Source organism: Mesorhizobium sp. M2E.F.Ca.ET.209.01.1.1 (assembly GCF_004010375.2).
GTDB lineage: Bacteria > Pseudomonadota > Alphaproteobacteria > Rhizobiales > Rhizobiaceae > Mesorhizobium.
In genome coordinates, this window is sequence record NZ_SADP02001215.1 from 1 (window position 1) to 288 (window position 288).

At 63.2% G+C, this 288-nt stretch carries 1 pseudogene; it reads right to left on the minus strand.

Annotated features, from left to right (window positions below):
* Positions 1-20 precede the first annotated feature (20 nt).
* Positions 21-288: pseudogene (locus EN852_RS39795) on the minus strand (dioxygenase); the annotation flags it as partial.

Sequence of the window (288 nt, forward strand, 5' to 3'; positions counted from 1 at the left end):
GCCGCTACCAGGCTCTCTTTTCAATGCGCGAAAACCTGCTCCAGTGAGCGAAAACCCTTGAATTCCAGGGCGTTGCCTGATGGGTCGCGAATAAACAGCGTCGCCTGTTCGCCGGGCTCGCCCTGGAAGCGGACCATTGGCCGCTCCAGCCAGTCTATGTCGTCGCGCGCTTCCAGCCGCGTCGCCAGGCGCTGCCAGTCATCCATCAAGAGGACAGCGCCGAAATGCGGAATCGGCACCAAAATGGCGTCGACCTTGCCGTCACTGGCGGCTTGCGCGGCGTGCGGC